This is a genomic window from Pseudomonas sp. 06C 126 (assembly GCF_001855215.1).
Classification (GTDB): Bacteria; Pseudomonadota; Gammaproteobacteria; order Pseudomonadales; family Pseudomonadaceae; genus Aquipseudomonas; species Aquipseudomonas proteolytica.
Genome location: NZ_MIFU01000001.1, coordinates 168,045 through 191,439, shown reverse-complemented (window position 1 = coordinate 191,439; position 23,395 = coordinate 168,045). Strand labels below are relative to the sequence as shown.

General features: G+C 61.2%; 22 protein-coding genes. 16 read left to right on the top strand and 6 right to left on the bottom strand.

Annotation, left to right across the window (positions count from 1 at the left end):
- Positions 1–91: 91 nt before the first annotated feature.
- The 5 genes from BHC62_RS00905 to BHC62_RS00885 are packed head-to-tail and all read left to right on the top strand — an operon-like array spanning position 92 to position 4,078.
- Entirely contained in the window at positions 92–1,060 is a 969-nt protein-coding gene (locus tag BHC62_RS00905) for a sulfonate ABC transporter substrate-binding protein (protein WP_070994007.1), read from the top strand.
- Positions 1,061–1,085: 25 nt separating this feature from the next.
- Entirely contained in the window at positions 1,086–2,234 is a 1,149-nt protein-coding gene (ssuD, locus tag BHC62_RS00900; RefSeq protein WP_070994006.1) for an FMNH2-dependent alkanesulfonate monooxygenase, read from the top strand.
- A 9-nt stretch (positions 2,235–2,243) separates the two neighbouring features.
- Entirely contained in the window at positions 2,244–3,032 is a 789-nt protein-coding gene (gene ssuC, locus BHC62_RS00895) for an aliphatic sulfonate ABC transporter permease SsuC (protein ID WP_029289469.1), read from the top strand.
- Complete coding sequence (gene ssuB / locus BHC62_RS00890; RefSeq protein WP_070994005.1) at positions 3,029–3,835, top strand: aliphatic sulfonates ABC transporter ATP-binding protein; 807 nt, start codon at positions 3,029–3,031, stop codon at positions 3,833–3,835. The genes ssuC and ssuB overlap by 4 nt, the downstream gene beginning before the upstream one ends.
- Positions 3,836–3,862: 27 nt before the next feature.
- The gene (locus BHC62_RS00885) at positions 3,863–4,078 is read left to right on the top strand and encodes a molybdopterin-binding protein (protein WP_003213899.1); all 216 of its coding nucleotides are present in this window, start codon (positions 3,863–3,865) and stop codon (positions 4,076–4,078) included.
- 114 nt (positions 4,079–4,192) lie between these two features.
- Here the strand turns inward: BHC62_RS00885 and BHC62_RS00880 are convergent, their stop codons facing one another.
- On the bottom strand, positions 4,193–4,822 hold the full coding sequence (locus BHC62_RS00880) for a TetR/AcrR family transcriptional regulator (RefSeq protein WP_029289463.1): 630 nt from the start codon (positions 4,820–4,822) through the stop codon (positions 4,193–4,195).
- 156 nt (positions 4,823–4,978) lie between these two features.
- A complete protein-coding gene (locus tag BHC62_RS00875) occupies positions 4,979–6,355 on the bottom strand; it encodes a glutamine synthetase family protein (protein ID WP_029289461.1) in 1,377 nt (458 codons plus the stop codon).
- Positions 6,356–6,633: 278 nt separating this feature from the next.
- Between BHC62_RS00875 and BHC62_RS00870 the strand changes: the two genes are divergently transcribed.
- The 8 genes from BHC62_RS00870 to BHC62_RS00835 all read left to right on the top strand — a co-directional run bounded on the left by BHC62_RS00870 (position 6,634) and on the right by BHC62_RS00835 (position 15,875).
- Positions 6,634–7,422: a gamma-glutamyl-gamma-aminobutyrate hydrolase family protein gene (locus tag BHC62_RS00870; protein ID WP_029289459.1), complete on the top strand. Its 789-nt coding sequence runs from the start codon at positions 6,634–6,636 to the stop codon at positions 7,420–7,422.
- A gap of 39 nt (positions 7,423–7,461) precedes the next feature.
- Entirely contained in the window at positions 7,462–8,820 is a 1,359-nt protein-coding gene (locus tag BHC62_RS00865; protein WP_029289457.1) for a glutamine synthetase family protein, read from the top strand.
- A 55-nt stretch (positions 8,821–8,875) separates the two neighbouring features.
- Positions 8,876–10,240: an aspartate aminotransferase family protein gene (locus tag BHC62_RS00860; protein ID WP_029289455.1), complete on the top strand. Its 1,365-nt coding sequence runs from the start codon at positions 8,876–8,878 to the stop codon at positions 10,238–10,240.
- 195 nt (positions 10,241–10,435) lie between these two features.
- Positions 10,436–11,533 carry a polyamine ABC transporter substrate-binding protein gene (locus BHC62_RS00855; protein WP_029289453.1) on the top strand — a complete coding sequence of 366 codons (1,098 nt, stop codon included), beginning with the start codon at positions 10,436–10,438 and terminating at the stop codon, positions 11,531–11,533.
- 239 nt (positions 11,534–11,772) lie between these two features.
- Positions 11,773–12,867, top strand: coding sequence for a polyamine ABC transporter substrate-binding protein (locus BHC62_RS00850; RefSeq protein ID WP_029289451.1), 1,095 nt, complete (start codon positions 11,773–11,775; stop codon positions 12,865–12,867).
- A 67-nt stretch (positions 12,868–12,934) separates the two neighbouring features.
- Entirely contained in the window at positions 12,935–14,077 is a 1,143-nt protein-coding gene (locus BHC62_RS00845) for an ABC transporter ATP-binding protein (RefSeq protein ID WP_029289449.1), read from the top strand.
- Positions 14,074–14,994, top strand: coding sequence for an ABC transporter permease subunit (locus tag BHC62_RS00840; protein WP_029289447.1), 921 nt, complete (start codon positions 14,074–14,076; stop codon positions 14,992–14,994). Before BHC62_RS00845 ends, BHC62_RS00840 begins: the two co-directional genes overlap by 4 nt.
- Positions 14,991–15,875: an ABC transporter permease subunit gene (locus tag BHC62_RS00835; RefSeq protein WP_029289445.1), complete on the top strand. Its 885-nt coding sequence runs from the start codon at positions 14,991–14,993 to the stop codon at positions 15,873–15,875. The genes BHC62_RS00840 and BHC62_RS00835 overlap by 4 nt, the downstream gene beginning before the upstream one ends.
- A 69-nt stretch (positions 15,876–15,944) precedes the next feature.
- Here the strand turns inward: BHC62_RS00835 and BHC62_RS00830 are convergent, their stop codons facing one another.
- A complete protein-coding gene (locus BHC62_RS00830; protein WP_070994004.1) occupies positions 15,945–16,586 on the bottom strand; it encodes an HD domain-containing protein in 642 nt (213 codons plus the stop codon).
- A gap of 310 nt (positions 16,587–16,896) precedes the next feature.
- Between BHC62_RS00830 and BHC62_RS00825 the strand changes: the two genes are divergently transcribed.
- Complete coding sequence (locus BHC62_RS00825) at positions 16,897–17,862, top strand: GlxA family transcriptional regulator (protein ID WP_070994003.1); 966 nt, start codon at positions 16,897–16,899, stop codon at positions 17,860–17,862.
- Here the strand turns inward: BHC62_RS00825 and BHC62_RS00820 are convergent.
- Complete coding sequence (locus BHC62_RS00820) at positions 17,840–18,193, bottom strand: carboxymuconolactone decarboxylase family protein (RefSeq protein ID WP_028618364.1); 354 nt, start codon at positions 18,191–18,193, stop codon at positions 17,840–17,842. The two genes, BHC62_RS00825 and BHC62_RS00820, sit on opposite strands and share 23 nt — an antisense overlap.
- A gap of 99 nt (positions 18,194–18,292) precedes the next feature.
- On the opposite strand from BHC62_RS00820, the gene BHC62_RS00815 reads away from it, so the two are divergent.
- Positions 18,293–19,198, top strand: a complete 906-nt coding sequence (locus tag BHC62_RS00815; protein ID WP_070994002.1) for an AraC family transcriptional regulator — start codon at positions 18,293–18,295, stop codon at positions 19,196–19,198.
- 142 nt (positions 19,199–19,340) lie between these two features.
- Here the strand turns inward: BHC62_RS00815 and BHC62_RS00810 are convergent, their stop codons facing one another.
- Both BHC62_RS00810 and BHC62_RS00805 read right to left on the bottom strand, forming a co-directional pair.
- On the bottom strand, positions 19,341–21,710 hold the full coding sequence (locus BHC62_RS00810; RefSeq protein ID WP_070994001.1) for a penicillin acylase family protein: 2,370 nt from the start codon (positions 21,708–21,710) through the stop codon (positions 19,341–19,343).
- A 30-nt stretch (positions 21,711–21,740) separates the two neighbouring features.
- Positions 21,741–22,313 carry a DUF6436 domain-containing protein gene (locus tag BHC62_RS00805; protein ID WP_070994000.1) on the bottom strand — a complete coding sequence of 191 codons (573 nt, stop codon included), beginning with the start codon at positions 22,311–22,313 and terminating at the stop codon, positions 21,741–21,743.
- Positions 22,314–22,424: 111 nt separating this feature from the next.
- Here BHC62_RS00805 and BHC62_RS00800 point away from each other — a divergent pair, with 111 nt between their 5' ends.
- The gene (locus BHC62_RS00800; protein WP_070993999.1) at positions 22,425–23,366 is read left to right on the top strand and encodes an alpha/beta hydrolase; all 942 of its coding nucleotides are present in this window, start codon (positions 22,425–22,427) and stop codon (positions 23,364–23,366) included.
- The last annotated feature ends 29 nt before the right edge of the window (positions 23,367–23,395 follow it).

The following is a 23,395-nucleotide window of genomic DNA, read 5'->3' as shown; positions in this document are numbered from 1 at the left end:
GCCACACCCGAATACAAAACCCTCACCTTACTCAGCCGCCAACGGCCAAGCAGGTGCAGCCACAACCCTAATCGTCAATTTGGAGAGCGCCATGCGCACTATCATCTTGCGTCGGGGCCTGGTCGCACTGTTTGCTGCGGCTGTGTCCTTCGGCGCCATTGTTCAAGCCCAGGCCGCTGAAACTCTGCGGATCGGTTATCAGAAATACGGCACCCTGGTGCTGCTCAAAGCCAAGGGCACCCTGGAAAAACGCCTGGCCGACCAGGGCGTGAACGTGCAGTGGACCGAGTTTCCCGGTGGCCCGCAGTTGCTCGAAGGGCTGAATGTCGGCTCCATCGACTTTGGCGTCACCGGCGAAACCCCACCGGTGTTCGCCCAGGCCGCCGGTGCCGATCTGCTCTACGTCGCCTACGAACCGCCAGCGCCGACCAGCGAGGCCATCCTGGTACCCAAGGACTCGCCGATCAAATCGGTGGCCGAGCTCAAGGGCAAGAAAGTCGTGCTCAACAAAGGCTCCAACGTGCATTACCTGCTGGTGCGCGCCCTGGAAGACGCCGGCCTGAAATACACCGACGTACAGACCGTGTTCCTGCCGCCCGCCGACGCCCGTGCCGCCTTCGAACGTGGGAGTGTCGACGCCTGGGTCATCTGGGACCCGTACCAGGCGGCCGCCGAGCAACAGCTGCAAGCCCGCACCCTACGTGACGCCACCGGCATTGCCGACAACCACCAGTTCTACCTGGCCACCAAGCCCTATACCGAAAAACATCCGGACGTGATCAAGGCGCTGGTGGAAGAAGTGCGGGCCGTAGGCGAATGGTCCAAGGCCAACCCCCAGGAAGTCACCGAACAAGTTGCGCCGCTGCTCGGCCTGCCGGCTGACATCACCCTGACCTCGGTCAAACGCCAGGGCTACGGCGCGCTGTTCCTGACCCCGGAAGTGGTCGCCGCGCAGCAGAAAATCGCTGACACCTTCTACCAGCTCAAATTGATTCCCAAGCCCTTGAGCATCAAGGACGTGATCTGGACGCCACCTGCGACCGTTGCCAAAGCGCCGTAATCCGACTTCTTCAGGAGACAACTCCATGAGCCTCAATATTTTCTGGTTCCTGCCCACCCACGGCGACGGCCATTACCTTGGCACCGCCGAAGGCGCTCGCGCCGTAGATCACGGTTATCTGCAGCAGGTGGCCCAGGCCGCTGATCGCCTGGGTTTTGGCGGGGTACTGATCCCCACCGGTCGTTCTTGCGAAGACTCGTGGCTGGTGGCCGCCTCGCTGATCCCGGTGACCCAGCGTCTGAAATTTCTGGTTGCCCTGCGCCCCGGGATCATTTCCCCGACGGTGGCGGCGCGTCAGGCAGCGACCCTGGACCGGCTGTCCGGTGGACGGGCGCTGTTCAACCTGGTGACCGGTGGTGATCCAGAAGAGCTGGCCGGTGATGGCCTGTTCCTCAGCCATGAGGAGCGCTACCAGGCCTCGGTGGAATTCACCCGTATCTGGCGGCGCGTGCTGGAAGGCGAAACCGTGGATTACGACGGCCAGCACATCAGCGTCAAAGGCGCCAAGTTGCTCTACCCACCGATCCAGCAGCCACGCCCGCCGTTGTATTTCGGCGGTTCTTCCGAAGCGGCCCAGGACCTGGCAGCCGAACAAGTGGAAATGGTCCTGACCTGGGGCGAACCACCAGCGGCAGTCGCGGAAAAAATCCAGCAGGTACGGGTCAAGGCGGCCAAGCTTGGGCGCACCGTGCGCTTCGGTATTCGCTTGCATGTGATCGTGCGTGAAACCAGCGAGGAGGCATGGAAAGCCGCCGACAAACTGATCTCCCATCTGGACGACGACACCATCGCACGCGCCCAGGCCTCGCTGTCGCGCTTTGATTCGGTGGGCCAGCAGCGCATGGCCGCCTTGCATGGTGGCAGTCGCGACAACCTCGAAGTCAGCCCCAACCTGTGGGCCGGCGTTGGCCTGGTACGCGGCGGCGCCGGCACGGCACTGGTGGGCGATGGGCCGACCGTGGCGGCGCGGGTCAAGGAGTACGCGGACCTGGGCATCGACACCTTTATTTTCTCCGGTTATCCACACCTGGAAGAGTCGTACCGGGTTGCAGAGTTGCTGTTCCCGCACCTGGATATCGAACGTCCCGAGCTGCCGAAAAGTGCCGGTTACGTCAGCCCGTTTGGCGAGATGGTGGCCAACGACATTCTTCCCAAAGCCGCGTCGCAGAGCTGAGGCGCCGTCATGAATAGTCAACGGATTCTGCATCGGCTGGCGCCTTGGGCACTGCCGATCCTGTTGCTGGCGGTGTGGCAGCTGTCGGTGTCGGCGGGCTGGCTGTCGACCCGGATTTTGCCGGCCCCCAGCGCAGTGATTGCGGCCGGCGTGCACCTGGTCAGTAGCGGTGAGATCTGGACCCACCTGGCCATCAGCGGCTGGCGCGCGGGCCTGGGTTTTGTGATCGGCGGCGGCATTGGCCTGGCCCTGGGTTTTATCACCGGCCTGTCGAAATGGGGCGAGCGCCTGCTGGACAGCTCGGTGCAGATGATTCGCAACGTGCCGCACCTGGCGCTGATCCCGCTGGTGATTTTGTGGTTCGGCATTGATGAGACGGCGAAGATTTTCCTGGTCGCCCTCGGCACGCTGTTCCCCATCTACCTCAACACCTATCACGGCATCCGCAACGTCGATCCGGCACTGGTGGAGATGGCACGCAGTTATGGCTTGTCGGGGTTCAGCCTGTTTCGCCAGGTGATCCTGCCGGGCGCGTTGCCATCGATTCTGGTGGGGGTGCGTTTTGCCCTGGGCTTTATGTGGCTGACGCTGATCGTCGCGGAAACCATTTCCGCCAGCTCCGGTATCGGCTACCTGGCGATGAATGCCCGGGAGTTTCTGCAAACCGACGTGGTGGTGCTGGCGATTGTGCTGTACGCGGTGCTCGGCAAATTGGCGGACCTCGCGGCGCGTGGCCTGGAGCGGGTGTGGCTGCGCTGGCATCCGGCCTATCAAGTACACAAAGGAGGTGCGGCATGACCGCTCAACAACCTCCACGCCTGCTGCGGGGCATTCCGTTAGCGGTGCGCAAGCTGCGCAAGGCGTTCGGCGCGCGGGAAGTCCTGCGCGAGATTGACCTGCACATCCCGGCGGGCCAGTTCGTGGCTGTAGTGGGCCGCAGTGGCTGTGGCAAAAGTACCTTGCTGCGCCTGCTGGCCGGCCTTGATAGCGCCAGCAGTGGCGAGTTGCTTGCAGGCTCTGCACCCCTGAGCGAAGCGCTCGAAGACACGCGGCTGATGTTCCAGGAAGCGCGCCTGCTGCCGTGGAAAAAGATCATCGATAACGTCGGCCTGGGCCTAAAAGGCAACTGGCGGCCCCAGGCGCTTGAGGCGCTGGAAGCGGTCGGCCTGGCCGAGCGCGCCGATGAATGGCCGGCGGCGTTGTCCGGTGGCCAGAAACAACGGGTGGCCCTGGCCCGCGCCCTGATTCACCAGCCGCGCCTGTTGCTGCTGGATGAGCCCTTGGGTGCACTGGATGCCCTGACCCGCATCGAGATGCAGCAACTGATCGAAAACCTGTGGCGCAAGCACGGTTTTACCGTGTTGCTGGTGACCCATGACGTCAGCGAAGCCGTGGCCATTGCCGACCGGGTAATCCTGATCGAAGACGGCGAAATCGGCCTCGACCTGCATGTGGAACTGCCACGCCCGCGGGCCCGTGGCTCCCATCGCCTGGCGGCCCTGGAAACCGAAGTCCTCAACCGTGTGCTGTCACTGCCCGGCACGCCGCCGGAGCCGGAACCTGTTTCACCGTTGCCTACGCAATTGCGTTGGGCGCAATAACTCACTTGTCCCTTAAGGAATAACACCATGACTATCAAAGCGATCAACGTGCGTAACCAGTTCAAAGGCACCATCAAGGAAATCGTCGAAGGCGACGTACTGTCGGAAATCGACGTGCAGACCGCGTCCGGCATCGTCACCTCCGTGATCACCACCCGCTCGGTGAAAGAACTGGAGTTGGTGATTGGCAGTGAAGTGATTGCGTTTGTGAAGTCCACCGAGGTGTCGATCGCCAAGCTGTGATCGGCTTCAGACCGCTATCGCAGGCAAGCCAGCTCCCACATTTCGATATGCGAATGCATTCAAAGTGTGGGAGCTGGCTTGCCTGCGATAAGGCCGGCCCAGTCACCACAACCCTTATCGCTTAGGCAAAAACACCGGCAAATAAAGCCCCACATACGCATCAAACACCCGCATCCCTTCCTCCGCCATGCGCGGGGTGATCTGCCCATGCTGATGCACTGAGCGCGCGTAAACGCGGTCGCTTAGCTCCAGCGCCAGGGCAAACACGTCCACATCTGCCGGCAGCACCGGCACTTCAAAGTGGCGGTTGAACACTTGCAGCATCAAGTCCCCCAACTCCAGGTCATGCTGGCGGTCGGCCTGGGTCACTTCGGTGAGGCCGTGCTGTGCGAGGATCAATTGCCGGGCGGCGGCGTCGTTGCTGTAGATGGTCAGCATGCGCAACTCCACCACGCGCGACAGGTCGCGCCAGTGATGCAGGCTGTCGTGGTCGATGGGGGCTTGTAGCGCGGCGCGGAATGCGGCGTGTACGTCAGCCGTCAGTGCTTCGAGCAAGGCCGGTACGCTGGCGAAAAAGTGATACACCGATGACGGCGGAATCTGCGCCCGTTCGGCCACGCTGTAGATCGACAGGCTGGCCACGCCTTCGGCTGCCAGCAAGGTGCGGGCGGCGTCGAGGATCGCGTCGATCCGGGCCTGGCTGCGGGCGCGGGGTTTGCGAGGGGCGGCGGGGCGGGTGGTCATGGAAGTCTCCTACAAGGCAGAGCGCATTGTACGCAGAGATCCATATCGGTACAGATAGGGCTTGTTGTGGGGAGCAGGTTTGTTTGTGGTGAGTGGGCCTGTTGTGGCTAGGGCTTGTTTGTGGCGAGCGGGGCAAGCCCGCTCACCACAATCCGTTTACACGGTATGCAGGTACCAGTTGTACTCAAGGTCGGAGATGGAGTGTTCGAACTCCTCCAGCTCGCTTTCCTTGCAGGCGACGAAGATATCGATGTATTTCGGATCGATGTACTTGGCCATCACCTCGCTGTCGTCCAACTCGCGCAGTGCGTCACGCAGGTTGTTCGGCAGGCTTTGCTCGTTCTGCTCGTAGCTGTTGCCTTCCACCGGTGCGCCAGGTTCGATCTTGTTGGTCAGACCGTGGTGCACGCCCGCCAGGACCGAAGCCATCAGCAGGTAAGGGTTGGCATCGGCGCCGGCCACGCGGTGTTCGATACGTACCGCGTCGGACGAGCCGGTAGGTACGCGAATCGCCACGGTGCGGTTGTCCAGGCCCCAGCACGGCGAGTTCGGCACGTAGAACTGTGCGCCGAAACGACGGTAGGAGTTGACGTTGGGGCACAGGAAAGCCATTTGTGCAGGCAGGGTCTCCAGCACACCGCCGATCGCGTGACGCAATGCGGCGTTCTGCTCGGGATCCTCGCTGGCAAAGATGTTCTTGCCTTCTTTGTCCAGGATCGAAATATGCACGTGCAAACCGTTGCCTGCCTGGCCCGGGTAAGGCTTGGCCATGAAGGTGGTGTCCATCTCATGGTCGTAGGCAATGTTCTTGATCAAACGCTTGAGAAGTACCGCGTAGTCGCATGCCTTGATCGGGTCGGCGACGTGGTGCAGGTTCACTTCGAACTGCGCCGGGGCACTTTCCTTGACGATGGCGTCGGCCGGGATGCCTTGCTCTTTGGCACCTTCCAGAATGTCCTGGAGGCAGTCGACGTATTCGTCGAGGTCGTCGATCAGGTAGACCTGTGTCGAGTGCGGGCGTTTGCCGGAAATCGGCGAGCGGGGAGGTTGTGGGCGGCCGTTCACGTTCTCCTGGTCGATCAGGTAGAACTCAAGCTCGAAGGCTGCGCAGATGGTCAGGCCCATATCGTCAAACTTGGTTACAACTTGGCGGAGCACTTCGCGCGGATCGGCGAAGAAAGGTTCACCTTCAAGTTCGTGCATGGTCATCAGCAGTTGCGCGGTAGGGCGCTTTTGCCAGGGTTCATTGCACAGGGTATCGGGGATTGGATAACAGATTCGGTCAGCATCACCGATGTCCAGACCCAGGCCGGTGCTTTCCACCGTCGAGCCATTGATATCCAGGGCAAATAAAGAGGCAGGCAAGTTGATGCCTTTCTCGTAAACCTTGTGGAGGCTGGTGCGTTCGATGCGCTTACCGCGCACCACACCATTCATATCCGCAATTAGAAGGTCTACGTACAGAACCTCAGGATGATCCTTAAGGAACGCGTTCGCTTCGTTAAGCTGAACGGCACGCGGGGGTACCGACATGATGCAACACCTTTGTTGTTAAAAATATCAATCATTGATCTTTTCTGGTTTCAGTCAACCCGAACGGCATGCCGAAGTCAAGCGAGGCCTTTTTTGCCCTAAAAAAGCGCCTTGAGGGCTTTTTTGCGGCTTTTTTGGGCAGTTTTATCGGTTTGCCCGGCTTGGGACTGGCAGGCTTGAGCGGGCCGTGTTGTATTTTTTACGGGGGTGTTGTGTAAAAAAATGAACAAGGCTAAGCTCGATTCAAACCCATAACAGCAATAATACCGGGGTGCTTCATGTCTGGCCTGCCGTTAATCGGCGTCACCGCCTGCTCCAAACAGGTTGGTCTGCATGCTTATCACATCAGTGGCGACAAATACGTCCGCGCCGTGGCCATCGCTGCCAAGGGCCTGCCATTGATTATTCCGTCCCTGGCGGACCTGTTCGAACCGGCCAATATTCTTGACGGTCTGGACGGCATTCTCTTTACCGGCTCCCCTTCCAATATCGAACCCCATCATTATGACGGTCCGGCCAGCGCGCCAGGGACTGCCCATGATCCTGCCCGTGACCAGAGCACCCTGGCGCTGATTCGCGCCGCGATTGCCGCAGGCGTGCCGGTGCTGGGGATCTGCCGGGGCTTCCAGGAAATGAACGTGGCCCTGGGCGGCAGCCTGCACCAGAAGGTTCATGAGTTGCCGGGTATGCTCGACCACCGCGAAGACGATACCCAGCCGCTGGAAGTCCAGTACGGCCCGGCGCACGCCGTGGCGATCAGCCCGGGTGGTGTATTGGCGAGCCTGGGCTTGCCGGACACGATCCAGGTCAACTCGATCCACAGCCAGGGCGTTGACCGCCTGGCGCCCGGCCTGCAGGTCGAAGCGAGCGCACCGGACGGCCTGATCGAGGCTTTTTCGCTCAAACAGGGCAAGGCTTTTGCAGACGCTTTTGCATTAGGAGTGCAATGGCACCCTGAATGGCAGGTAAGCTCCAACCCGTACTACCTCGCGATCTTCCAGGCATTTGGCGATGCCTGCCGAACGCGGGCGAAACAAAGAGACGCGCACGCGTCAAACAACGCCTGACCTTTAATGGATGTCAGGAAACCCAGCCCAGAGGCATTTATGAGTAACAACCTCGACCAGCTCACCGATTGGTTGAAAGACCACAAGATCACAGAAGTCGAATGCATGATTGGCGACCTCACGGGGATCACCCGGGGCAAGATCTCGCCGACCAACAAGTTCATCGCCGAAAAAGGCATGCGCCTGCCCGAGAGCGTTCTGTTGCAGACCGTGACCGGCGACTATGTCGAAGACGACATCTATTACGAACTGCTCGACCCGGCCGACATCGACATGATCTGCCGCCCCGACCAGAACGCCGTGTTCCTCGTGCCCTGGGCCATCGAGCCCACCGCCCAGGTGATCCACGACACCTACGACAAGCAAGGCAACCCGATCGAGCTGTCGCCGCGCAACGTGCTCAAGAAAGTCCTCAAGCTCTACGCCGACAAAGGCTGGCAGCCCATCGTGGCGCCGGAGATGGAGTTCTACCTGACCAAGCGCTGCGAAGACCCGGACTTCCCGCTGCAACCGCCGATTGGCCGCTCTGGCCGCCCGGAAACCGGTCGCCAGTCCTTCTCTATAGAAGCGGCCAACGAATTCGACCCGTTGTTCGAAGACGTCTATGACTGGTGCGAGCTGCAAGAGCTGGACCTCGACACCCTGATCCACGAGGACGGCACGGCGCAGATGGAAATCAACTTCCGTCACGGCGATGCCCTGTCCCTGGCCGACCAGATCCTGGTGTTCAAGCGCACCATGCGTGAAGCCGCGCTCAAGCACAACGTGGCCGCCACCTTCATGGCCAAGCCCATGACCGGTGAGCCGGGCAGCGCCATGCACCTGCACCAGAGCATCATCGACATCGCCACCGGCAAGAACGTGTTCTCCAATGAGGACGGTTCCAAGAGCGAGCTGTTCCTGCACCACATCGGCGGCCTGCAGAAGTTCATCCCCGAGCTGCTGCCGCTGTTCGCGCCCAACGTCAACTCGTTCCGCCGCTTCCTGCCCGACACCTCGGCGCCGGTGAACGTGGAGTGGGGCGAAGAAAACCGCACCGTCGGCCTGCGCGTACCGGATGCCGGCCCGCAGAACCGTCGGGTGGAAAACCGCCTGCCGGGCGCCGATGCCAACCCGTACCTGGCGATCGCCGCCAGCCTGCTGTGTGGCTATATCGGCATGGTCGAAGGCATCAGCCCAAGCGCGCCTGTTGTGGGGCGTGGTTACGAGCGGCGCAACCTGCGCCTGCCGTTGACCATCGAAGACGCGCTGGAACGCATGGAAAACAGCAAGACCATCGAGAAATACCTGGGTCACAAATTCATCACTGGCTACGTCGCGGTCAAGCGGGCCGAGCATGAAAACTTCAAGCGCGTGATCAGTTCGTGGGAGCGGGAATTCCTGCTCTTCGCCGTCTGATGCGCCGGGTGCGGCCGGGATACGCCGCACCTTCACCTACCTATTGGAGATTGGTATGTCCAGCAACAACCCGCAAACCCGTGAATGGCAAGCCCTGAGCAACGAGCATCACCTGGCACCGTTCAGCGACTTCAAGCAGTTGAAAGAGAAAGGCCCGCGCATCATCACCAACGCCAAGGGCGTGTACCTGTGGGACAGCGAAGGCAACAAGATCCTCGACGGCATGGCCGGCCTGTGGTGCGTGGCCATCGGTTATGGCCGCGACGAGCTGGCTGACGCCGCCGCCAAGCAGATGAAACAACTGCCTTACTACAACCTGTTCTTCCAGACCGCCCACCCGCCGGTGCTGGAATTGGCCAAGGCCATCGCCGATATCGCCCCCGCCGGCATGAACCATGTGTTCTTCACCGGTTCCGGCTCCGAAGGCAACGACACCATGTTGCGCATGGTCCGCCACTACTGGGCGATCAAGGGCCAGCCAAACAAGAAAACCATCATCAGCCGCAAGAACGGTTATCACGGCTCCACGGTGGCCGGCGCGAGCCTGGGCGGCATGACCTATATGCACGAGCAGGGCGACTTGCCGATCCCGGGCATCGTGCATATCGCGCAGCCGTACTGGTTCGGCGAAGGCGGCGACATGAGCCCCGAAGAGTTCGGGATCTGGGCGGCCAACCAACTGGAAGAGAAGATTCTGGAAGTCGGCGTGGACAACGTCGGTGCCTTTATTGCCGAGCCGATCCAGGGCGCCGGTGGCGTGATTGTGCCGCCAGCGACCTACTGGCCGCGCATCAAGGAAATCCTCGCCAAGTACGACATCCTGTTTGTCGCCGACGAAGTGATCTGCGGCTTCGGCCGTACCGGTGAGTGGTTCGGTAGCGATTTCTACGATCTCAAGCCGGACATGATGACCATCGCCAAGGGCCTGACCTCGGGCTACATCCCCATGGGCGGCCTGATCGTGCGCGACGAAGTGGTGGCAGTGCTCAACGAAGGTGGCGATTTCAACCACGGCTTCACCTACTCCGGGCACCCGGTGGCGGCTGCGGTGGCCCTGGAAAACATCCGCATCATGCGCGATGAGAAAATTGTCAGCCGTGTACATGACGAAACGGCACCGTATTTGCAAAAGCGTCTACGCGAGCTGGCGGATCATCCGTTGGTGGGCGAAGTCCGTGGTGTCGGCATGTTGGGTGCGATCGAGCTGGTGCAGGACAAGGCCACGCGCAAGCGTTACGAAGGCAAGGGCGTGGGCATGATCTGCCGCACCTTCTGCTTCGAGAATGGCCTGATCATGCGCGCCGTGGGCGACACCATGATCATTTCGCCGCCGCTGGTGATCAGCAAGGCCGAGATTGACGAGCTGGTGACCAAGGCTCGCCAGTGCCTGGACCTGACTTTGGCGGCATTGCAGGGCTAAGTGCTAGGCTCAGAATGCAGCGGCTTGCGGCTGTTGCATTCGGGCAATGATAAATGCGGGGCTTTGGTTGAAAGCCGGCCCCTGAACTTGCCAGACTGTCGCCCTGTTTTGTTGCCCTTCGACGGGCCATGAAACGTAGAAAAATGTGGCCCAAAAAAGAAAAAATTGGAGCATGACCGAATGAAGGCATTAGGTTTGAAGAACGCTGGCAAGACCCTCCTGGCCTTGTCCCTGATGGGCGTGATGGCGGGCGCGGCCCAGGCGGACAGCAAAGTACTGCATGTCTATAACTGGTCCGACTACATTGCACCGGACACCATTGCCAACTTTGAGAAAGAGTCCGGCATCAAAGTGGTGTACGACGTTTTCGACAGCAACGAAACCCTGGAAGCCAAGCTGTTGGCGGGCAAGTCCGGTTACGACGTGGTTGTGCCGTCGAACAACTTCCTGGCCAAGCAGATCAAGGCCGGTGTGTACCAGGAGCTGGACAAGTCCAAGCTGCCAAACTGGAAAAACCTCGATACCGACCTGCTCAAGGCCGTGGGCGATGCCAGTGACAAAGGCAACCTGCACGCATTCCCGTACATGTGGGGCACCATCGGCATCGGCTACAACCCGGACAAGGTCAAGGCTGCGCTGGGCGTAGACAAGATCGACTCGTGGGACGTGCTGTTCAAGCCCGAGAACATCGAGAAACTCAAAAGCTGTGGCGTGAGCTTCCTCGACTCGCCAACCGAAATGATCCCGGTGGCCCTGCACTACCTGGGTTACCCGACCGACAGCCAGGACAAGAAGCAACTGGCTGAAGCCGAAGCACTGTTCCTCAAGATCCGTCCTTCGGTGGGCTACTTCCACTCCTCCAAGTACATCTCGGACCTGGCCAACGGCAACATCTGCGTAGCCGTGGGTTATTCGGGTGACCTGGAACAATCCAAGTCCCGCGCGGCTGAAGCCGGCGGCAAGGTCAAGGTTTCCTATGCCATTCCCAAGGAAGGCGCAGGCAGCTTCTACGACATGGTCGCTATCCCTAAAGATGCCGAGAACCTGGACGCAGCCTACCAGTTCATGAACTACCTGATGAAGCCTGAAGTCATGGCGGCAATCACTAACAGCGTACGTTTCCCGAACGGTAACAAGGCCGCCACGCCGCTGGTGAACAAGGATATCTCGGGCGATCCGAGCATCTATCCGTCGGATGATGTGAAGGCCAAGCTGTATGCAATCAGCGATCTGCCAGCCGCGACCCAGCGTCTGCTGACGCGCAGCTGGACCAAGATCAAGTCGGGTAAATAAGCACGAACCTGTAGGAGCGAGCTTGTGTGGGAGCGGGCTTGCTCGCGAAAGCGGTGTATCAGTAGATATAAATGCTGGCTGACACGCCCCCTTCGCGAGCAAGCCCGCTCCCACCCAGGCCCGCTCCCACAAATTAAATGACAGAAAGTTTTGCCGGATCGGTTTATCGAGGGTAAGTTGCGCGCCGGTTTTGTTGCCGGGCAACAACTTCGGGCCCAACTATTTAAGAGGACCTCCACTTGCCAATTTCTTTATTTCGCAAAGCCTTGCTGGTAGGGGCGGGCCTCACGTTGGCAGTCAGCGTGCAGGCAGCTTCCACCGTGCATGTTTATAACTGGTCGGACTACATCGGCCCCGACACCCTGGCCAACTTTGAAAAGGCCACCGGCATCAAGCCGGTCTACGACGTGTTCGATTCCAACGAAACCCTGGAAGGCAAGTTGCTGGCCGGGCGTACCGGGTATGACGTGGTGGTGCCGTCCAACCACTTCCTGGGCAAGCAGATCAAGGCGGGCGCGTTCCAGAAGATCGACAAGTCGTTGCTCGGCAACTACGCCAATCTCGACCCGGCGCTGCTCAAGCGCCTGGAAAAGAACGACCCGGGCAACCAATACGCGGTGCCGTACCTGTGGGGCACCAACGGCATTGGCTACAACGTCGATAAAGTGAAGGAAGTGCTGGGCGTCGACAAGATCGACTCGTGGGCCGTGCTGTTCGAGCCACAAAACATGAAGAAGCTGGCCAGCTGCGGTGTGTCCTTCATGGACTCGGCCGATGAAATGCTCCCGGCGGTGCTCAACTACATGGGCCTGGACCCGAACAGCACCAACCCGGCTGACTATAAAAAGGCCGAGGAAAAACTCCTGAAAGTGCGGCCCTACGTGACCTACTTCCACTCATCCAAATACATCTCGGACCTGGCCAACGGCAATATCTGCGTGGCTGCGGGCTTCTCCGGCGATGTGTTCCAGGCCAAGGCCCGGGCGGCCGAGGCTGGCAAGGGCGTGAACATCGCCTACGCGATTCCCAAGGAAGGCGGCAATCTGTGGTTTGACGTGCTGGCGATCCCCAAGGACTCGACCAACGTCAAAGAGGCCCACGCCTTCATCAACTATCTACTGCAACCTGAAGTGATCGCTCAGGTCAGTGATTACGTCGGCTACGCCAACCCTAACCCAGGGGCGGACACGCTGATGGAGCAATCGATACGCACCGACGAAGCGGTTTATCCACCGCAGGCGGTTCTCGACCGGACGTTTGTCAACTTCGAGCTACCCCCGAAAGTGCAACGCTTGATGACCCGTAGCTGGACCAAGGTCAAGACGGGCAAGTAAGGCTAAAACTATCCAACGTTCGTCCGTATTGGACGTTCTGCACTCTTTTTTTCTGGGAGTTTCGTAAATGGCAGTTGCCTCCGGCGCCTATAAGAAAGCCCTCGAGGGCGACCAGACACCGAAAAAGGTGTTGGTCAAAATCGACCGGGTCACGAAGAAGTTCGACGAGACGATTGCCGTGGACGATGTGTCCCTGGAAATCAAGAAAGGCGAGATCTTTGCCTTGCTCGGCGGTTCGGGTTCGGGCAAGTCCACCTTGCTGCGCATGCTCGCAGGTTTCGAGCGCCCGACCGAAGGGCGGATTTTCCTCGACGGTGTGGATATCACCGACATGCCGCCCTACGAGCGGCCGATCAACATGATGTTCCAGTCCTACGCCTTGTTCCCACACATGACCGTGGCGCAGAACATCGCCTTCGGCCTGCAACAGGACAAGATCCCCAAGGCCGAGGTCGAGGCCCGCGTGGCCGAGATGCTCAAGCTGGTGCAGATGAGCCAGTACGCCAAGCGCAAGCCGCACCAGCTGTCGGGCGGCCAGCGTCAGCGCGTGGCCCTGGCCCGGTCCTTGGCCAAACGCCCGAAACTGCTGTTGCTCGATGAGCCGATGGGCGCCCTGGACAAGAAGCTGCGTTCGCAGATGCAACTGGAGTTGGTGGAGATCATCGAGCGCGTCGGCGTGACCTGCGTGATGGTGACCCACGACCAGGAAGAGGCCATGACCATGGCCGAGCGCATCGCGATCATGCACCTGGGCTGGATCGCGCAGATCGGCAGCCCGATCGATATCTACGAAACCCCCACCAGCCGCCTGGTGTGCGAGTTCATCGGCAACGTCAACATCTTCGACACCGTGGTGGTGGATGACGCCGAAGGCCACGCGGTGCTCAAGTGCGCCGACCTGGACCGCGATATCTACGTGGGCTATGGCATCGCCACGTCGGTGGAAGACAAGTCGGTGACCTACGCCATCCGCCCGGAAAAACTACTGGTCACCACCGAAATGCCGACCTGCGAGCACAACTGGTCCAGCGGCAAGGTGCATGACATTGCCTACCTGGGCGGCCACTCGGTGTTCTACGTCGAACTGCCGAGCGGCAAGCTGGTGCAGTCCTTCGTTGCCAACGCCGAACGCCGTGGCGCGCGGCCGACCTGGGGTGACCAGGTCTACGTGTGGTGGGAAGACGACAGCGGCGTGGTACTTCGCTCATGAACATGAAGAAATTCAAACGGCGACTGCACCGAATAATTCCCAGCGGCAAGCAGGTGGTCATCGGGATTCCGTTCCTGTGGCTGTTCCTGTTCTTCATGCTGCCGTTCTTCATCGTCCTGAAGATCAGCTTTGCCGAAGCCGACGTGGCGATCCCGCCCTACACCGAGATCTACACCTACATCGAGCAGAAGCTGGAGGTGGTGCTCAACCTGGCCAACTACAGCCTGCTGGCCGGCGACGAGCTGTACATCGCCGCCTACCTGGGCTCGTTGAAGATGGCGTTTTTCAGCACGGCCTTGTGCCTGCTGATCGGCTACCCGATGGCCTACGCCATCGCCAGTGCGCGCAAAGAGATGCAGACCGTGCTGGTGCTGCTGATCATGATGCCGACCTGGACCGCGATCCTGATCCGCGTGTATGCGTGGATGGGCATCCTCAGCAACAACGGCTTGCTCAATGGCTTTTTGATGTCCATGGGGTTGATCAACGAACCGTTGCAGATCCTCAACACCAACATTGCGGTGTATATCGGCGTGGTCTATTCGTACCTGCCGTTCATGATCCTGCCGCTGTACGCCAACCTGGTCAAACATGATCAGAGCCTGCTGGAAGCGGCATCGGACCTGGGTTCGAGCACCTTCAACAGCTTCTGGAAAATCACCGTACCGCTGTCCAAGAACGGCATCATCGCCGGCTGCATGCTGGTGTTCATCCCGGTGGTGGGCGAGTTCGTGATCCCGGAACTGCTGGGCGGCCCGGAAACCCTGATGATCGGTAAAGTGTTGTGGCAAGAGTTCTTCAACAACCGCGACTGGCCGGTAGCTTCTGCCCTGGCGGTGGTGATGCTGGCGATCCTGATCGTGCCCATCATTCTGTTTAACCGCAGCCAAGCCAAAGAGATGGAGGGCAAGGTATGAAGCGCTTCAGTTTCTCCAGCTTCATGCTGGTCGTAGGGCTGCTGTTCATCTACCTGCCGATGCTGATCCTGGTGATCTATTCGTTCAACGAATCGAAACTGGTGACGGTGTGGGGCGGTTGGTCGATCAAGTGGTACGTGGGCCTGCTGGACAACACCCAGTTGATGGGCTCGGTGGCGCGCTCCCTGGAAATCGCCTGCTACACGGCGGTGGCGGCGGTGGCGCTGGGTACGTTGGCGGCGTTTGTGCTGACCCGTATCAGCCAATTCAAGGGCCGCACGCTGTTCGGCGGCCTGGTGACGGCGCCGCTGGTGATGCCGGAAGTGATCACCGGTCTGTCGCTGTTGCTGCTGTTCGTGGCCATGGCGCAGATGATCGGTTGGCCCCAGGAGCGTGGCATTGTCACCATCTGGATCGCCCACACCACGTTCTGTGCGGCGTATGTGGCGGTGGTGGTGTCGGCGCGCCTGCGTGAGTTGGACCTGTCGATCGAAGAAGCGGCCATGGACCTCGGTGCGCGGCCGTGGAAGGTGTTCTTCCTGATCACCATCCCGATGATCGCGCCGTCGTTGGCGGCGGGCGGCATGATGTCGTTCGCGTTGTCCCTGGATGACCTGGTACTTGCCAGCTTCGTCTCGGGCCCGGGCTCGACTACCTTGCCGATGGAAGTGTTCTCGGCGGTGCGCCTTGGGGTCAAACCCGAGATCAACGCCGTGGCCAGCCTGATCCTGCTGGCGGTGTCGCTGGTGACATTCCTGGTGTGGTACTTCAGCCGTCGCGCTGAAGAGCGGCGCAAGAAGGCGATCCAGCAAGCCATCGAAGAAGCGGCAGCGGATGGCTGGAAACAGCCGGATGTACGCCGGGCGCCAGCACCGGTCTAAAGCCCGGTACTCGGTCAAAATGTGGGAGCAGGCAAGCCAGCTCCCACATTTGATTGCATTTCAAGTTGATTAGGCAGTCCACGGCGACTGGCGAATCACCTCGACAAAGTTCAGCGGCTTGAACCCCGGCTCCTGATCCACCAACACATCGGTCTTCACGTTGCCAAACGTGGTCTGCGGGCGATGGCGCAAGCCGTCGGCAAACGCGCAGATGATGCATTCCTTGAACCCTTCGCCCCGTGGATGCGCATGCACCACTGCCTCGCGCTGCACGTGGGTAAACGCGGCGTAGTCCATGCCCAGCACATCCATCTCCACGCCAGCGGTCACCAGGGCGACGGTAGGGCGCAGGTGCTGAGGTACCCCCGGCGTGGTGTGCAGGGCAATGGACAGCCACACTTGCTCGATATCGTCGTCGCTTAAACCATAGGGCTTGAGAAAGGCGGCGGCAGCATTGGCGCCGTCCACTTCAAAACGCTCGTTGTCGCTGCGATGGCCTGCCACCAGGCCCAGGTCATGGAACATAGCGCCGACGTAGAGCAGCTCCGGGTTGTAGGTCAATTGCTTGCGCTCGCCGCTCAGGGCGCCAAACAGGAAGACGCGACGGGAGTGGTGGTAGAGCAGGTCGGATTCAATGTCGCGGATGTATTCGGTGGTAGCCTTGGCCAGGGCACTGTCGGGGATTTTGATGCCGGCGATGGTGGTACTCATGGTCATGCTCCTCACGAGGGCGCCGGGTTGGCGCTGATGAGTGCAGTCTGGACGCGCCTGTGCGCGAGGGCCATCGGGGTGAGGATGCGATCCCGGCCAATGTGCGGTCACATCGTGCCACGTGAAATCGGCTAGGGTGTAGCAGGCACTGCTATCCCTTGAAGCCTGCAACAATCCAAATGTGGGAGCGGGCTTGCTCGCGAATGCGCAGTGTCAGTCACCAGATGTATAGACTGATCCACCGCTTTCGCGAGCAAGCCCGCTCCCACATTTGTTTCTTCGTTTATTCCGGTAGAAAGGTGTGCCATCCATGCACAAAACCGTCGCGATCCTGATCTTCCCTGGCGTCCAGTCACTGGATGTGACCGGTCCCATGGACGTGTTCTGCGAGGCCAATCGCTTCCTGGCACCTGCGGATCATTACCAGCTCGAAGTCATCGGCCAGGTCCAGGGCCAGATCGCCTGTTCCAACGGCCTGTCATTGCAGGCCCACATCCACTACAGCGAGGCATTGCAAGCCTATGACCTGTTGCTGGTAGCCGGTGGCCCGCAGTTGCCCTTCGAGGATTTCGGCCCGGGGTTCAATCAGTGGCTGCAGGGCGCCAGTGCCAGGGCTCGGCGTTTTGGCTCGATCTGCAATGGCGCGTTCATGCTCGCGCGTGCCGGTTTGCTGGAGGGGCGCACGGTCACCACGCACTGGGGCGACGCGGCGGATCTGGCGCGACTGTGCCCCTCGACCCGGGTCGACGCCGACCGCCTGTACGTGCAAGACGCCAACCTCTACACCTCGGCCGGGGTCACGGCGGGCATCGATCTGTCGTTGTACCTGCTGGCCCAGGACCACGGGCCGGAAGTGGCGTTGAGCGTGGCCAAGCGCCTGGTGGTGTTTACCCAGCGCAGCGGCGGGCAGTCCCAGTTCAGCCCGTTCCTGACGCCCCATGCCGAATCTTCATCGGCCGTGGCGCAGGTGCAGTTGTACGTGCTGGCGAACCTGACCGGTGACCTGGGCATTGCCGACCTGGCCCGCGCGGCCAACATGAGTGCGCGCAACTTTTCGCGGGTATTTGCCCGGGAGGCGCGGATCACCCCGGCGGAATTTGTCGAGCGGGCGCGGGTGGATGCGGCGCGGGTGATGCTCGAAACCAGCAGCGCGCCGCTCAAGACCGTGGCCTATCAATGCGGCTTTCGCGATGCCCAGCACCTGCGCAGTGTGTTCAACCGCCGGCTGGGCGTGACGCCGCAGCAGTTTCGGCTCAACTTTGCGGCGCCGGTTTAAGCGTGTCGTAGGCTTCCAGCGCGCGCAGCGAGTAGATGTAGGCGGCGCCGGCATTCAGTGAGATGGCAGTGGCCAGCGTTGCGGCGACTTCTTCGCGGGTGGCGCCGGCCTTGATCGCGGCGTCGGCATGTACGCCGATACAACCGTCGCAGCGAGTGGTGATCGCCACTGCAATCGAGATCAGTTCGCGGGTCTTGGCATCCAGGACGTTGTTTTCCTCGGCGGCTTCGCCAAGCGCCATGTAGGCTTTGACCATCTTCGGGTTGCTCTTGCCCAGTGTGCCAAAGGCTTTCTTCACGGTAGGCAGCAAGTCGGACCAGTTATTGAACATTGCGACGACTCCTGAACGGGTTGGGTGTTAAGCCAGTGTGTGCCGTTCGGGTTTGGCGGTATTGTTCGATCCGCTCAACTTTTTGACCGATATTCGCAAATGAACGCTATCGACACCCTGATCACCCTGGCCAACCTGCGCGGCAACCTCGATGTACGTTGCCAGTTCCAGGGCGACTGGGCCCTGGACCATGCGCCCGAGGCCCTGGGCGTGGCGCCGTATCACATTGTGGTCAGTGGCACTTGCCGCGCCGAACTTTCGGGTGGGCAACGAGTGACCCTGGAGGAGGGCGACATCCTGCTGTTGCCCGGCGGCGCGACTCACCTGTTGCGTAGCCAGGGCGCGACGGTGCCGGCGATGTTGCCCAGGGTGATCGACGACGGTGTCCTCACGGTGCATCGCCTGGGTGGCGATCAGCCGGAGGTGGAGATGCTCTGTGGCAGCTTTCACTACAACCGCCAGTCGTTGCTGTTCGCGGCCTTGCCGACGTATCTGGTGGTGTCCAGCCGGCAATGGCAGGCCGACGGGCAACTGGCAGCCCTGATTGCCCTGATGCGCAGCGAAGCGGATAGCGAACGGCTCGGTGCGCGGTCGTTCATTGATGCGCTGTCGGTGGCCCTGTTCACCTTGCTGGTGCGCACCTGGCTGGCACAACAGGCCCCGCTGGCGGGGACGTTTGCCTTGCTCACCGACAAACGCCTGGGCCGCGCCTGGCAGGCGATGCTGGCCGAGCCCGGGCATGACTGGACCATCGACAGCCTGGCCGGCGCGGCGTCGATGTCCCGAGCCACGTTCATGCGCGCGTTTGTCAAAGTGGCGGGCGTATCGCCGTGGGTGCTGCTGACCCAGTTGCGCATGGAGCTGGCGTTCAACCTGTTGCAGCAGTCGCGGTTGAGCCTGACGGATATCGCCGCCCGGGTGGGTTATCAATCCCAGGCGGCGTTCAGCAAGAAATTCAAGGAGGCGTATGGCCAGGCCCCCGGTCGGATGCGTAACACAGATTAAAATTGTGGGAGATTAAAGTGTGGGAGCGGGCTTGCTCGCGAATGCGGTGGATCAGTCTATACATGTGGTGACTGACACTACGCATTCGCGAGCAAGTCGAATCGTCGCACCGCCCCTCCCACATTTTTTAAGCCATGTTTCGTCAGGGCTGTTGTGGGGGGCGGGCCGGCAATAGCTTGAGGGTGCCGCGAGTATTGGCCTGGACCTCTTCTTCATCAAAATGCGCTTGCTCGTACCCGCCCTCGATGTAGGTCTCGGCCTGGTCGGCATAGTGCTTGTCGAAAGGTACGCCGCTCTGTCCCACCGGGTTGATGGTCAGTGCGTGGGCGGCGTCGGCGAAGTCGACCAGGCGCCGGGTAGACGGGCCATAAGTCACCGGCCATGGCGCCGGGCCAATGATTGCAGACAGGTTGTTCGGCACTTCGTGGCTGCCCGGTGAGGCAAACGGGCCGAGATTGACGATCTGGTCCAGCGGCTTCTTGATGCCCAGCGGATGGCCATGGGTCAGGGTATGGGCCTTGCCCCATTGCCATTGCGCCGGGTCATCGCCGAAGGTGGTTTTCAGGTGGGCCAGGCTCTTGTCCCAGGCGCGCTTGACCGTCTCGGCCCGCTGCCCGTTCCACCACGGCGAATCGGCGGCGGCGGCCAGGCGTGGCAGGGCGGCGTCGACCACGCGGGTGGTGATCAGGGTCTTGAACATGTCGTCGCCTAGCTTGGGGCGGAAGGCGGCGTCCGTCAGGTCATACAGCAACTGGTTGAACAACGTGGCCGGGATCGACTCCACCGGGTAATCACCTTTCCATCCTGCCAACTGCTCCACCAGTTTGAGCTCGGACGGCTCCTTGACCACCTCGCGTAGCACCGGCAACAGCGGCGCCAACAGGCGGGGCCCGTAGGCGGTGGTGGTGCCCAGTTGCAGGGCCTGGCTGTTGTCCAGGTCCCATTTGACCTGGTTGTCGCTCAACTGCGCGTTCAACTGTTGGCCGCGGTCCGCCAGGTTGTAATAGCCGGGGATCTGCATGCCAGTAGGCGATACCGGCTGGGCATTGGCTGAGACCACATAACCCCGCGCCGGGTTTTCTTCCTGGGGGTTGGCGCTGAACGGGTAGAAGCCCAGCTTGTCAGCCTGAGACGTGCTGCCGTCGAGGATAAACCCGGCATTGGCCCCGGCCGGGCGGATCGGCAACTGCGCCGCGGCCCACCAGCCGATATCGCCCTTGGCATTGGCCCACACGATATTCAGCCCCGGTGCATGTACCTTGGCCACGGCCTGACGGGCCTTGGCCAGGGTGTCGGCGCGGTTGAGTTGGTAGAACCCGTCGAGGATCGGGTTTTCGGTGTCGAGGAACGCCCACCAGATGGCAATCGGCGTGGTGCCGGCATTGGCGCCGAGCACGTCGTTGATGATCGGGCCGTGGGGCGACTGGCGTAGCGTCAGCGTCACCGGTGCCTGGCCCTTGACCGCGATCTGTTGCTCGCTGGTGGTCATGTCGACCCACTGGTCGTGGTAGCGCACCTGGTTGGGGTTATCCGGGTTGACCTTCTCGGCGATCAGGTCGAGGTCATCGTTCTGGAACATCGTCAGGCTCCAGCCAAACGCTTTGTTGTGGCCCAGGAACGCCACCGGGACCAGAGCGTTGTGATAACCGTAGAGTTCGAAACCGGGCGCCGACAAGTGCGCCTCGTACCACACCGACGGCACCGAGAAGCGGATATGCGGGTCGCCCGCCAGCAACGGCTTGCCGCTCTTGGTACGGTTGCCACTGATGGCCCAGGCGTTGCTGCCCTCGAACTGCGGCAGGCCGTTGTCGGCCAGGGCCTGCTCGCTGAGGCGGGCGATGGCACTCAAGCCTTGCCAGTCGGCGGCGGCCAGGCCGAGGTCGCCCTTGGGCTTCCAGTCGAGGTCAAACACCTTCAGGTAGTCGCTGCCCAGTTGGTCGCGCACATAAGTCAGCAAGGGCTCGGTCCGAAAGGCTGCGGCAAAGCTGTAGGCCAGGTAGCCAGCGATGCTGATGGTGTCTTCGGCGGTGAATGGCCGCTTGGGGATGCCCAGCACGTCGAACTCCATGGGGCTGGCGTGGCTGTCCTGATACTGGTTGATCCCGTCCAGATAGGCTTGCAAGGCCTTCCAGTGCGGCGACTGGCGGTCCATCTGCGCTGCATAGGTCGTGGCGCGGTCGCGGATGCGCAGGCTGCGGAACAGTTTGTCGGTATCCAGCAACTTGACGCCGAGCACTTCGGCCAACTCGCCTTGGGCCAAGCGCCGCATGATCTCCATCTGGAATAGACGGTCCTGGGCGTGCACATAACCCAGGGCGCGATACAGGTCGGCCTCGTTCTCGGCGCGGATGTGCGGCACGCCCCGGTCGTCGTAGCGCACCGTGACCGAGCCCTGCAGGTTGGCCAGCTCCACCGTGCCCTGGCGGGTGGGTTGCTTGCTGTAGACATACCAGCCGGCCCCGAGGGCGATCAACACCAGCAGGGCCGCGAGACCCGACAAGACGCGCTTCATGAACAATCCTTATTATTAGAAGTGGGACTTTTAGCCTTGTGGCCAGGAACAATAGCAGCCCACCGCCAGGGTGTGGGTCGCATTCACCGCCCGCCCGCTCTTGAGCGCTTGCAGGATCGGTTCGATAAAGCTGTTGCTCGAATTACAGGTCAGGCCTTCACTGTAAGGGCCGAAGTACGCCAGTTTGCCATTGCTGTCCCAGATGCCCACCGCCGGGCTGGCGGGTACTTGGTCGGCGCCGGGCAAGGTGGTGAGGATTTTCATGGCGCCAAGGGTTGCGGGCAATTGGCCGTGGCTGCCGGTTTTTTGCAGGGCATAGAATTCCACGCCCTGGGGCGCGTATTGCTCGATCAGTTCACTCAGGTGCTGTTGGTTGCCGACATTGCACGGGCACGCCGGGTCCCAGAAGTGCACCAGGCGGATCGGGCCGGGGCCTGCCAGGTCGTCCGGCAGGCGCAGCAGGTCGCCGGAAAACACCGCCGTATGCTCGCTGAATGCCCGCAGATAGCGACCCTGGAACCAGTCATACGCGGCCCACAGCACGGCGGCGCAGATCAGCATGATCAGGCTGGCGAGCAGGGCAGTGCGGTAGGGTTTTCGCATTCAGAACAATCCTCGACGGTGGCGTAGCTTGCCATGCTTGCCCTGACAGATGAATATCGCGACTCGATATTCATCTGTTCAATGCTGTGAAGCCCTAGTCTGGAAGTTCTTATGCCCGTTACCTTTGACCCCGATCATCTGCGCGAAAGCTTGCGGCCCCTGGTGGACGCGCAACCGCTTTCGGCCGAGGCCAGGGTCTACCAGCGCTTCTATGGGCTGGACCTGGCTGCGCGCAAAGAGCCAGTGATCAGTCGCCTGGGGCGCTTCGAGGTGGACGGGTTTACGGTGGTCAGCCAGGTCTGGTGGCCGGCGAAACCGGTGGCCACACTGTTTATGTTCCACGGTTTCTACGACCACATGGGGCTGTACCGCAGCGTGGTGGAGTGGGGTCTGGACCAGGGCTTCGTGGTGATTGCCTGCGACTTGCCGGGCCATGGCCTGTCCAGTGGCGCGCGGGCCAGCATCGATGACTTCGCGGTGTACCAGCAGGTGGTGAACGGCTTGTTCGAACAGGCCGACGCGCTGCAACTGCCCAAGCCCTGGCATCTGTTCGGGCAAAGCACCGGCGGGGCGATTGTGGTGGACCATCTGCTCCACCATGGCCCGGACAGCCCGGCGCAAGGCCAGACCTTCCTGTTGTCGCCGCTGGTGCGGCCGCGTGCCTGGGGCTGGTCGCAGCTCAGTTATTACCTGCTCAAGCCGTTCGTCAAAGGCATCGCCCGGCGCTTCAGCGATAACAGCAACGACCCGGCGTTTCGTCCGTTCCTCGAGGCCGACCCCTTGCAGCCCCGGCAACTGCCTACCGCTTGGGTGGGTGCGCTGGCGCGCTGGATCAAGCGCATCGAAGCTGCCCCGCGCAGCACGCGGCGGCCACTGATCGTGCAGGGCGAGGAGGATATGACGGTGGATTGGCAGCACAACTTGCAGGTGCTACGCGGCAAGTTCGATCAGCCGCAGGTCCTGATGGTGCCGCGTGGGCGGCATCACATGGCCAATGAGCTGCCTGAAATCCGCGAGCAATACTTCAAGTTCCTCACCGACCACCTGAAATAACCCTCCCCCCCTGTAGGAGCGAGCTTGCT

Bases quoted from the DNA above. Each gene is read 5' to 3' on its own strand.
- BHC62_RS00800 (WP_070993999.1), top strand. From the start codon at position 22,425: ATGCCCGTTACCTTTGACCCCGATCATCTGCGCGAAAGCTTGCGGCCC.
- BHC62_RS00860 (WP_029289455.1), top strand. From the start codon at position 8,876: ATGTCCAGCAACAACCCGCAAACCCGTGAATGGCAAGCCCTGAGCAAC.
- ssuC (WP_029289469.1), top strand. From the start codon at position 2,244: ATGAATAGTCAACGGATTCTGCATCGGCTGGCGCCTTGGGCACTGCCG.
- BHC62_RS00885 (WP_003213899.1), top strand. From the start codon at position 3,863: ATGACTATCAAAGCGATCAACGTGCGTAACCAGTTCAAAGGCACCATC.
- BHC62_RS00815 (WP_070994002.1), top strand. From the start codon at position 18,293: ATGAACGCTATCGACACCCTGATCACCCTGGCCAACCTGCGCGGCAAC.
- BHC62_RS00835 (WP_029289445.1), top strand. From the start codon at position 14,991: ATGAAGCGCTTCAGTTTCTCCAGCTTCATGCTGGTCGTAGGGCTGCTG.
- ssuD (WP_070994006.1), top strand. From the start codon at position 1,086: ATGAGCCTCAATATTTTCTGGTTCCTGCCCACCCACGGCGACGGCCAT.
- BHC62_RS00820 (WP_028618364.1), bottom strand. From the start codon at position 18,193: ATGTTCAATAACTGGTCCGACTTGCTGCCTACCGTGAAGAAAGCCTTT.
- BHC62_RS00805 (WP_070994000.1), bottom strand. From the start codon at position 22,313: ATGCGAAAACCCTACCGCACTGCCCTGCTCGCCAGCCTGATCATGCTG.
- BHC62_RS00870 (WP_029289459.1), top strand. From the start codon at position 6,634: ATGTCTGGCCTGCCGTTAATCGGCGTCACCGCCTGCTCCAAACAGGTT.
- BHC62_RS00905 (WP_070994007.1), top strand. From the start codon at position 92: ATGCGCACTATCATCTTGCGTCGGGGCCTGGTCGCACTGTTTGCTGCG.
- BHC62_RS00875 (WP_029289461.1), bottom strand. From the start codon at position 6,355: ATGTCGGTACCCCCGCGTGCCGTTCAGCTTAACGAAGCGAACGCGTTC.
- BHC62_RS00830 (WP_070994004.1), bottom strand. From the start codon at position 16,586: ATGAGTACCACCATCGCCGGCATCAAAATCCCCGACAGTGCCCTGGCC.
- BHC62_RS00810 (WP_070994001.1), bottom strand. From the start codon at position 21,710: ATGAAGCGCGTCTTGTCGGGTCTCGCGGCCCTGCTGGTGTTGATCGCC.
- BHC62_RS00845 (WP_029289449.1), top strand. From the start codon at position 12,935: ATGGCAGTTGCCTCCGGCGCCTATAAGAAAGCCCTCGAGGGCGACCAG.
- BHC62_RS00865 (WP_029289457.1), top strand. From the start codon at position 7,462: ATGAGTAACAACCTCGACCAGCTCACCGATTGGTTGAAAGACCACAAG.
- BHC62_RS00840 (WP_029289447.1), top strand. From the start codon at position 14,074: ATGAACATGAAGAAATTCAAACGGCGACTGCACCGAATAATTCCCAGC.
- ssuB (WP_070994005.1), top strand. From the start codon at position 3,029: ATGACCGCTCAACAACCTCCACGCCTGCTGCGGGGCATTCCGTTAGCG.
- BHC62_RS00880 (WP_029289463.1), bottom strand. From the start codon at position 4,822: ATGACCACCCGCCCCGCCGCCCCTCGCAAACCCCGCGCCCGCAGCCAG.
- BHC62_RS00825 (WP_070994003.1), top strand. From the start codon at position 16,897: ATGCACAAAACCGTCGCGATCCTGATCTTCCCTGGCGTCCAGTCACTG.